The sequence below is a fragment of the Variovorax sp. MPBD4-3 genome (assembly GCF_058809745.1).
Genome location: NZ_JBXASW010000064.1, coordinates 22,648 through 31,649, shown reverse-complemented (window position 1 = coordinate 31,649; position 9,002 = coordinate 22,648). Strand labels below are relative to the sequence as shown.

The 9,002-nt window shown below is 65.5% G+C and carries 9 protein-coding genes; 6 read left to right on the top strand and 3 right to left on the bottom strand.

Translation table 11 applies throughout. The features are described 5' to 3' along the window. Positions 1-39: 39 nt before the first annotated feature. From AC1RVW_RS26200 to AC1RVW_RS26190, 3 genes are all read right to left on the bottom strand, one after another. Positions 40-1,047, bottom strand: a complete 1,008-nt coding sequence (locus AC1RVW_RS26200; RefSeq protein ID WP_106936848.1) for a hydroxyquinol 1,2-dioxygenase — start codon at positions 1,045-1,047, stop codon at positions 40-42. 13 nt (positions 1,048-1,060) lie between these two features. Continuing rightward, positions 1,061-1,582 carry a cupin domain-containing protein gene (locus tag AC1RVW_RS26195; protein ID WP_106936847.1) on the bottom strand — a complete coding sequence of 174 codons (522 nt, stop codon included), beginning with the start codon at positions 1,580-1,582 and terminating at the stop codon, positions 1,061-1,063. A 120-nt stretch (positions 1,583-1,702) separates the two neighbouring features. Next, complete coding sequence (locus AC1RVW_RS26190; RefSeq protein WP_106936846.1) at positions 1,703-2,665, bottom strand: LysR family transcriptional regulator; 963 nt, start codon at positions 2,663-2,665, stop codon at positions 1,703-1,705. A 139-nt stretch (positions 2,666-2,804) separates the two neighbouring features. On the opposite strand from AC1RVW_RS26190, the gene AC1RVW_RS26185 reads away from it, so the two are divergent. From AC1RVW_RS26185 to AC1RVW_RS26160, 6 genes are all read left to right on the top strand, one after another. Then, on the top strand, positions 2,805-3,932 hold the full coding sequence (locus AC1RVW_RS26185) for a nuclear transport factor 2 family protein (RefSeq protein WP_106936845.1): 1,128 nt from the start codon (positions 2,805-2,807) through the stop codon (positions 3,930-3,932). Next, a complete protein-coding gene (locus tag AC1RVW_RS26180) occupies positions 3,899-5,398 on the top strand; it encodes a L,D-transpeptidase family protein (RefSeq protein ID WP_106936844.1) in 1,500 nt (499 codons plus the stop codon). Before AC1RVW_RS26185 ends, AC1RVW_RS26180 begins: the two co-directional genes overlap by 34 nt. Positions 5,399-5,813: 415 nt before the next feature. Beyond that, positions 5,814-5,996, top strand: coding sequence for a Flp family type IVb pilin (locus AC1RVW_RS26175; RefSeq protein WP_081270822.1), 183 nt, complete (start codon positions 5,814-5,816; stop codon positions 5,994-5,996). Positions 5,997-6,014: 18 nt separating this feature from the next. Beyond that, positions 6,015-6,515, top strand: a complete 501-nt coding sequence (locus AC1RVW_RS26170) for an A24 family peptidase (RefSeq protein ID WP_493203506.1) — start codon at positions 6,015-6,017, stop codon at positions 6,513-6,515. 63 nt (positions 6,516-6,578) lie between these two features. Next, a complete protein-coding gene (gene cpaB / locus AC1RVW_RS26165; protein ID WP_081270820.1) occupies positions 6,579-7,583 on the top strand; it encodes a Flp pilus assembly protein CpaB in 1,005 nt (334 codons plus the stop codon). 15 nt (positions 7,584-7,598) lie between these two features. Further along, positions 7,599-8,990 (top strand): type II and III secretion system protein family protein, encoded by a 1,392-nt coding sequence (locus AC1RVW_RS26160; RefSeq protein WP_253820012.1) that lies wholly within the window; start codon positions 7,599-7,601, stop codon positions 8,988-8,990. The last annotated feature ends 12 nt before the right edge of the window (positions 8,991-9,002 follow it).

Below are 9,002 nucleotides of genomic sequence, written 5' to 3'. Positions count from 1 at the left end.
ACCCCTGCCCTCCCCCGGCGGGGGAGGGAGCAAGGCAGATCAGAACTGCACAGGAATCTCGGGCGACTCGCCCTTCTGGATCTCGTACACCAGGCTCGGCGAACCGTTCTCCCACACCAGCAGCATCGAGCGCTTGGGGCTGAAGCCCTGGTGCCGGCAGTACGCGGGCATGGCTGCCATGTCGCCGGCCTTCATGATCACGCGTGCCATGGGCTTGCCGGTGTTCTTGTCGCCGCAGTCCCAGTGGATTTCGTCGGTCATCTGGAAGAACCACTCGACGCGGTCGTTGCCGTGGATGATCGGCAGGATGTGCTCCTCGGTCGTCGGGCACATGTAGCTGTGCTTCACCACCGAGGTGAAGCTCGGGTTCCACGTCACCTGCGAGCGGCTCAGGAAGCCGAAGAGGTTGAAGGCGTGCACATCGTTCTCGAAGCCGGGCTCGGGGTGCAGCTCGGGCTGGCCCTGCGGCACGTCGGCGAAGGCGCGGTTGACCGGCGCGCCGCGCTCGTCGCTGCGCAGGTCGAGGTCGCCCTTGAGGCCCACGCAGCGTTTGGCCAGCTCGCGTGCCCTCGTGATCTTGGCGGTGTTGTTGCCGTTCTTGCGGCCATAGGGCGAGCCGGTTTCCTGCGGCGCGGCGAAGGGGTCGAAGCTCTCGTTGGTCCAGTCGTCGAGCATGGCCTCGAAGGTGGCGCGGATCTGCGCGGTGGGGAAGTTCTCGAGCAGGTCGATGCCCGCGTCCTTCATGGTGCCGTTGAAGCTGCCGGCGTACAGGTCGACCGACTCGTAGTGGTTGACGGTGCCGAACACGTCGTCGAAGTTGACCCAGCCGTAGAAGAAGCCCCAGGCCACGTCGCGCATCAGCGCGCGCAGGTAGTTGCCGGCGTCCATGGTGTGGCTCATCGGGCGGCCGTCGCGGGTCTTCCAGCCGATGTGCACGAAGTATTCGTCGCGGCGGAAGCTGAAGCTGCCGAGAGAAAAGTCCTTGTAGCCGAGCGTGGCGTCGGGCTGCGACGCGATCACCTTGGCGAGTTCTGCGGGTGCGTTCATGTTGCGGTTCCTCTCAATGCGATTGGCAGATGTCGGCCCACTTTTCTACGGAGAGATCGCCCTTGCAGCTCTGCAGGACGATCACGCCCGGCTCGCCGGCGCTGCGGAACTGGTAGGCGGTGTTCTTCGGCAGCAGGCCCTGGTGGCCGCGCGAGAGCTTCATCCAGCCCATCCTCTTGCCCCTGGGCTCGCCCTCGACGAGCACGGCGCCGTTCTTTTCCTTGTCGGCCACGGCCTGCGCGGCGTCGAGCTGCACGAGGTGCACCTCGACCTCGCCGTCCATCACCAGCGCGAACTCGTCATGCGCGCAGGTGTACCAGGGCGAGGTGCCTTCGGCGCGCAGCGTCTCCAGGACGTAGATCTGGTTCTGGCCGAACACGACCTTCTCGTAGGGCTTGCTGATGCTCGCGATCTCGAAGCAGTTGGAGAACGCGTAGTGGCGCACGTCGTCGTCGATGGGTTCGACGTGGCCCTTTTCGAAGTGCTTGAGCGACCCGAAGCGGGTGCGGTAGGTGGTCGAAGTAGCGGCTGTCATGGCTTGTCTCCTTGGATGAGCGAACTCTAGGAGCCATGCGACGCCGCCGGTAGGGACCAGTTTGGAAGAGGATTATTCGGAGTCTCCGAATAATCGACCGGGTTTACCCCTGTTCGTGCGCTATCCGCTGGAGCGGCTGAACTCGATCAGTTCGGCGGGAATGAGGCCGCGCTCGATCAGCGTGGCGTCCCACGGCGGCACGCGGGTGAAGCGCGTGGCGATGTGCTCTATGAAGAGCCGCAGCTTCAGCGCATTGCGCGAGGTGCCCGCGTACACCGCGCTCAGCGAGAACGACGACAGCTGGTGCTCGGCCAGCACCACCTGCAGGTCGCCGCGGGCGATGGCGTCTCCCGCCACCAGCGTCGGCAGGCAGACGATGCCGGCATGCTCCAGTGCATATTCGCGCAGCAGGTGCACGCTGTTGGTCAGCAGCGCGGCGGCGAGGTAGATGGTGGTCTGCTCGCCGTTGTGATGGAAGGTCCAGCGGTCGCGCGTGGGATAGCCCGAATACAGGCCCAGCTTGTGGCGGTGCAGTTCACGCGGGGTGGCGGGCGTGCCGTGGGCCTCCAGGTAGGAGGGCGTGGCGCAGAGCACGCGCCGCACCGGGAAGAGCGGGCGCGACACCAGTTCCTGCGAGGCCGCCGGAAAGATCTGCAGCGCGCAGTCGACGCCGGCCTTGACCGGGTCGGCCACCGCGTCGCTCACGATCAGCTCGAGGTGGATGTCGGGGTAGGTGGTCTGGAACTCGCGCAGCAGCGAGGCGAAGCGGCCCAGCACCATGCCGGTCAGCGCATGCACCCGCAGCGTGCCCGAAGGCGTGCCGCGCGCGTCGCGCATCTGGTCGACGATGTTGTCGGCACGCACGACCAGCTCGGTGCAGTCGCGCAGAAAGGCCTGGCCCATGTCGCTGAGCCGCACCACGCGCGTGCTGCGGTGGAACAGCGGCGCACCCAGGAATTCCTCGAGCTGCTTGACCCGCGTGGTCACCACCGAGTTGGCCACCCGCAGCTGCCGAGCCGCTTCCGCGAAGCTCTGGGTCTGCGCGACACGAACGAAAGTTTCAATGCTTTGGAGGCGGTCCACGGCGGCACTGTACTGCGGCGACGCCCGTTGCGGGCAAACCTGAAAGGCATCGAAAGACTGTCAGGCCTGTATCGGGGGGTTACCTGCCCCACTTACAATCCCTGCCGCATCACCCACCCCCTACGAGGTCTTGTCCGCAATGCCCAAGAGCCCCCGGCCACGCGCCCGTTTCAGCTTCTCCCCCTCCGTGCGTGCCCTCTTCCTGGCCGCTGCGACCTGTGCCGTGGCGCTGCCCGCGCTGTCCGCCGTCGAACATGAAGAAGTCGACAAGCTCATGCAGGCCGGCAAGCTCGACGAAGCCATGACGAAGGCCGACGCCTTCCTCAAGGACAAGCCGCGCGATCCGCAGATGCGCTTCCTCAAGGGCGTGATCCAGCTCGACACCGGCAAGCGCGCCGAGGCCATCGCCGCATTCACGCAGCTCACGCAGGACGCACCCGAGCTGCCCGAGCCGTTCAACAACCTGGCCGTGATCTACGCAAGCCAGAACCAGTTCGACAAGGCGCGCGCCGCGCTCGAAAGCGCCATCCGCACCAACCCCAGCTACGCCACCGCCCAGGAAAACCTCGGCGACGTGTATGCACGGCTCGCCAGCCAGGCCTACAGCAAGGCGCTGCAGCTCGACCAGAACAACACGGCCGTGCAGCCCAAGCTGGCGGTGATCCGCACGCTCTTCACGCCGACGCCTGCGCTGGCGGGCGGCAAGCCGGGCACGCTGGTTGCGTCGGCTGCGCCCGTGCCGGCGCCTGCCCCTGCCCCTGCTCCCGTGGCAAAGGCCGCTGCACCTGCACCGGTTCCCGCACCTGCACCCGCCGCACCGCCGCCCGCCAAGGTCGCGGCGGCGCCCGCCCCGGTGGCCGCCGCGCCCAAGGCGCCCGAGCCAGCGCCCGCCCCGGCACCGTCGCCCGCGCCCGCGGCAAGCCCGGCCGCCAACGCCGAGGTCGAATCGGCCGTGCGCGCCTGGGCTTCGGCGTGGGCCAGCCAGGACATGGACCGCTACCTCGCGGCCTACGGCAGCGACTTCACTCCCGGCGGCGGCCAGAGCCGCAAGAGCTGGGAACAAGACCGCCGCGCCCGCATCGTCGGCAAGTCCAGCATCAGCGTGAACATCGAGAACCTGGTCATCAAGGTCGACGGCGACAACGCCACGGCCAAGTTCCGCCAGATCTATCGCGCCGACAACCTCAACGTCTCCAGCCGCAAGACGCTGGATATGCAGCGCTCCGGCAATCAGTGGCACATTCGCAAGGAAAGCGTCGGCGGCTAGTGGCAGACATCGTCCGGCGCGGCCGGCTTCAGAATCCTCCGTTCCGTCCGCGCAGCGGACACCTGCTGGCAGCGCTGATGGCAGCCTCGGCGCTGATGCTCGCGGCACCGGGTGCCGCGCAGGCGTCGGCTGCGGCCAAGCAGAGCAACGCGAAAGCCGGCAGCGGCAACGGCGCCTCCAAGTCCAAACCCAAGGCGGTGGGCAGCAACCGCGCTCCCGCCGCGCACGGCGCACGCGCTTCCGCCAGGGAGGCGAAGGAAGCCAGGGGCGGCAAGAAGGCCGCGGTGGCCGAAGCCAAGGCAGCCGCCGCCAAGCCCGCCCGCAGGCCGGCGCGCGCCGCCGCGCCGATCCAGGAAGCCAGCAACGCCGAGGCCCGCCTGATCGCCGTCTACGAAATGTTCGGCCGCGGCCAGGCTCGTCCCGCGCTCGCCAAGGCCCGCGACCTGGTGCGCGACTACCCGAACTTCCAGCTCGCGCAGCTCGTCTATGGCGACCTGCTCGCGGCCCAGGTGCCGCCGTCGAACAGCCTGCCCGACACCGCCAGCATCGCCAGGATGCGCGGCAACCCGGCCATGGCCGAACTGCACGAAGAATCGCGCCGCCGCCTGCAGGCCCTGCGCGAACGGCCACCGGCCAACACCGTGCCGTCGCAGTTCCTGGCGCTCTCCACGCGCAGCCGCTACGCCATTGCGGTCGATGCCTCGCGCTCGCGCCTGTACCTGTTCGAGAACAGCGACAAGGGCCTGAAGCTCACGGCCGACTACTACATCTCGGTCGGCAAGTCGGGCACCGACAAGGCCACCGAAGGCGATGCCCGCACGCCGCTGGGCGTGTACTACATCACCAGCAGCCTCGACCCGAAGTCGCTCAAGGACTTCTACGGCGCGGGCGCCCTGCCCATCAACTACCCCAATCCGTACGACGTGCGGCGCGGCAAGACCGGCGGCGGCATCTGGCTGCACGGCACCCCGCCCCAGCAGTTCGCACGGGCGCCGCTGGCCAGCGACGGCTGCGTGGTCATGGCCAACCCCGACTTGAAGCAGCTTTTGCGAAAAGTGCAAATCGGCGCAACGCCGGTGGTCACCGCACGCAGCCTGCAATGGATTTCGCAGCCGCAGGCCGAAAAAGAATCGCAATCCATTTCCAGCGCAATAAATGGCTGGAAAGACGCGCGGGCCAATGGAAATGAAGCGCAATTGAAGAAATTCTATTTGCCCGATTTCCAGCGCATCAGCAAGAAATCCACCGAAGGCATTTCAGCCGTCGAAGACGAAGTGAAATACGCGCAGGGCAAGCGCGTGCAGCTCAAGGACATGTCGTTCCTCCACTGGCGGGACGGTGACGACACGATGGTGGTTACCTTCGGCGAAGTGTTCGAAGGCGAGAAGAGCGGGCGCTCACGGCGCCAGTACTGGCTGCGCCAAGGCAGCGAGTGGAAGCTCTTCCACGAAGACATCCTCGGCTGAACCCCTGCTGACCACGCGGGTACGACCGCTGAGTCGTGACATTTTGCTCACGCTTTCTGGCTTTTTTCAGCGTTACAAATCGTGCTTTGTGGCCCCGTGCTACGTAACGCGTAACGGGTTTGTACCCGTAACGCAGCCCTTTCGCGCGTTCCCGGCGCCGTAACGTTCCCCTCCCCACTTCATGGGAGGTCGGACGCGGCCTACAGAGGGAAAAATTAACCTTCAAAGTGTCGGTTGGCCGATCGTCCTTCCCCCGGGACCCGGCTGGCGGAAAGCTGGCCGCCATCGTGCTTACACCTTTTGGCTAGCACAGCTAAGTGCGTGTCTTGTGGGTTTCTCTTGTTGATACACGGAGTTACTGTGTATAACATCCACCTCGCAAGCCTTTGTTAACACTTACCGAAAGGGGTAAATCATGCTCAGCTCTATTACTCGTTTTCTGCGCGACGAAGAAGGTGCGACCGCAATTGAATATGGAATCATTGCGGGCCTGATTTCTGTCGTGATGATTACCGCAATTACAGGCACTGACGGTATCGGGGCTCGACTGACAACCATCTGGGCCAATATCAAGACGGCACTCACGCCCTCTGCTTAAGTTTTACGTGCCGTGGCAATGACATCGGTCTGCTTGATGTGGTTGCTCCTCATAGCCGTTTATGACTTCAAGCAACGCCGCGTTCCCAATTGGCTTGCGCTCGCAGGTGCCCTTCTGGCACTTGCGACGCTCGCTTTCGGGACCAGTCCGCTCGGAGGCGACTGGACGAACGCATTGCTCGGTGCAGGCATCGGTTTCTGTAGCCTGCTGGTCTTCTACGCCTTGGGCGTCATGGGAGCAGGCGACGTGAAGTTCGCCGGTGCCCTTGGACTCTGGATCGGCCTTTCGGCACTGCTGCCTGTCTGGCTCATCGGCAGCCTGCTGGCCGGCGTGCATGCCGTGCTCTGGATGGTTCTTCAACGTTGGCCGGTCCTTCCGGGGGTCGCGCTGATGCTTTTCGGGTCGCCATCCCGGGCTGTCGGCGACACGTCTTCGACTCGGGTGCGCTTCATTCCCTATGCGGCATATCTAGCTCTCGGCGCAGCGGTTTGGATGGTTTGGGGTCGACAGAGCGGCTAGTCGTCACGTCACCACGAGTTGTTCATCGATAGCTCACCCGATTCCCCTCTTGAAACGCCGCTCATGATCAACCTCACCAAAGTCATCGCTGCCATCCTCGTGCTACTGGCACTTGCACTCGGTGGCTATGCATGGATGCTCAGCAGGCAGGCCCCACCGCCTGTCGCAGCCGCCCCGGCTTCCGCCAGCGCCACAGCCGTCAAGGCCACCCAGAGCCAGACCTTTGCCGTCGTTGTCGCAGCCAAGCCCCTGCCGGCCGGCCAGGCCATTCCCGCCGATGCGCTGCGCGTGGAACGGCTGACGATCAACCCGGCCGGCGCCTTCCAGGACACCGCGCCTCTCGCGGGACGTGTGCCCGTCATGGACTTGGGCGAAGGCACGCCTCTTCTCGAAGGTCAGCTGGTGTCGGGATTGGCCTTGCGCGTTGCCGAGGGAGAGCGCGCCGTGGCCATCAAGGCGGACGAGGCCATGGGCGTCGGCAACAAGGTACAGCCGGGCGACTTCGTCGACGTCTTCCTCATGCTCAAGTCCGACACCAAGGACATTGATCGCAGCCAGGCGCGCCTGCTGCTGTCGCGCACGCGTGTGCTGGCCTATGGCAACGCCTCCGTGGATGGCCTGCTGTCAAAGACCGACAAGAACGCCGCCGTGCAAGCTCAGCGCGCAGAGCCCGCCCGCACCGCCGTGCTTGCGGTGCCTGTGGAAGACATCAACCGGCTCACGCTCGCCGAGAACAGCGGCCGCCTGGTGCTGGCGCTGCGCAATCCGACCGACATGTCGCAGCCCGACCCGAAGCTTTTCGCGGAGTTGCCCACCGCCCTGCAACCGCTGCCGGCAAAGGCCGGTGAGCCACGCCGGCCTCCACTCGAAGGCCTCGACCGCGCACAGGCCGGCATCACCACAGCGGATTTCGTCACGGGTGGAACCCCGGTGGCACTCCGTCAAACCGCCGTGGCCACGGCAAGGGCACCGGCGGCCGCCAGTTCCGGCGGCACCGGCAACGGCACCCGTCGAGGTCTCCAGGTGGAAGTCATCCGCGGCGACCGCAGCGAAACCATCAATTACTGATCAGCGCACCCCCACATGCATGCCAAGCAGGAAAAGAACGACATGAAGCTCGCAGCACGCAAGAGAACGTCTCCGTCCGCACGTCCTCTGCGCCCCGCCCTTGCGTTGCTGTACCTGCTGGCAACAGGGGCATGGCCTGTCCTGTCCGCTGCCGCCGATGCGCAGGCAGCGGCTTCGCGGCCCCCGGTTTCTCTGCGGGTCGATGCAGGCACACAGAAAGAACTGCTGATCCCGAAGGGCATCGAGCGCATGGCCATCGCCGATGAAACGGTGGCCGGTGTTGCGCTCACCCGCCAATCGCCCAACTCGCCCGCCGCGCGCCTCATCGTCACCGGGAAAGCCGCGGGCAGGACCACCCTCATGGTCTGGGAAAAGGGGCAATTGAATGCCACCGTCTATGCATTGGAGGTGCGTCGCCGCGCGTCGACGCTCACCGGTTCACTCAACAGCATGGATGCGCACCAGGAAGCACGTGACGCGGCCATGGCGGCCGGCGGAGAAAAAACGGTGCTGCTTGATCGTTCGAGTGTCGACGTCCGAAGCAACACGGTGCAGGTCGAAGTCAAGATCGTCGAGTTCAATCGCAGCGTGCTCAAGCAGGCCGGGCTCAACATCTTCAGCACCCGCGCCAACTCCAGCGGATTCAGCTTCGGCGTCTTTTCGCCGTCGTCGCTGGGCTCCGTATCGTTCGCATCCAATGGCGCCATCACCGGCGAGTACAACAACCCGCTCGCGCAGGCTTTCAGCCTCCTTTTCAACTTCGGGAAGGCGGGACTTGGCCTGAACGTAGGTTTCCTGGAAGGCAACGGCATGGCACGCGTGCTCGCCGAGCCCACGTTGGTCGCGCTCTCCGGGCAGAGTGCGAGCTTCCTCGCCGGGGGCGAACTCCCCGTTCCGGCGCCCCAGGGACTGGGGACGACAAGCATCGAATACAAGCCCTTCGGCATCGGCCTGACCTTGACGCCGACGATTCTTTCGAACGAGCGCATCGTGCTCAAGGTCGCGCCGGAAGCGAGCGACCTCGACTACACGAATTCGCTGAGCATCAACGGCGTCGCGGTGCCCGCCATCAGCACGCGCCGCGCCGACACCACGGTCGAACTCGGCGACGGCGAGAGCTTCATCATCGGCGGCCTCGTGAGCCGCACCACGACGTCGAATGCCGACAAGGTGCCGCTGCTCGGCGACATCCCCGTGCTCGGTACGTTCTTCAAGCAGAGCAAGTACCAGATGAGCGAGAAGGAGTTGGTGATCCTCGTCACGCCGCATCTGGTCAAGCCCATTGCACGCGGCACCGATCTGGCACCGTACCTGCCGGGTGGCGCGGAGCAACGAGATGGCCCGGTGTGGCGCGCTCATCTGCTTGGTCCCGCCTCCGGCACCACCGTGCCCGGCTTCTCGCGTTGATCAAGAAGACCG

Excerpts from the sequence above, each read along its gene's own strand:
- AC1RVW_RS26200 (WP_106936848.1), bottom strand. The coding sequence starts at position 1,047 with ATGAACGCACCCGCAGAACTCGCCAAGGTGATCGCGTCGCAGCCCGAC.
- AC1RVW_RS26195 (WP_106936847.1), bottom strand. The coding sequence starts at position 1,582 with ATGACAGCCGCTACTTCGACCACCTACCGCACCCGCTTCGGGTCGCTC.
- AC1RVW_RS26185 (WP_106936845.1), top strand. The coding sequence starts at position 2,805 with ATGCCCAAGAGCCCCCGGCCACGCGCCCGTTTCAGCTTCTCCCCCTCC.
- AC1RVW_RS26175 (WP_081270822.1), top strand. The coding sequence starts at position 5,814 with ATGCTCAGCTCTATTACTCGTTTTCTGCGCGACGAAGAAGGTGCGACC.
- AC1RVW_RS26170 (WP_493203506.1), top strand. The coding sequence starts at position 6,015 with ATGACATCGGTCTGCTTGATGTGGTTGCTCCTCATAGCCGTTTATGAC.
- cpaB (WP_081270820.1), top strand. The coding sequence starts at position 6,579 with ATGATCAACCTCACCAAAGTCATCGCTGCCATCCTCGTGCTACTGGCA.
- AC1RVW_RS26160 (WP_253820012.1), top strand. The coding sequence starts at position 7,599 with ATGCATGCCAAGCAGGAAAAGAACGACATGAAGCTCGCAGCACGCAAG.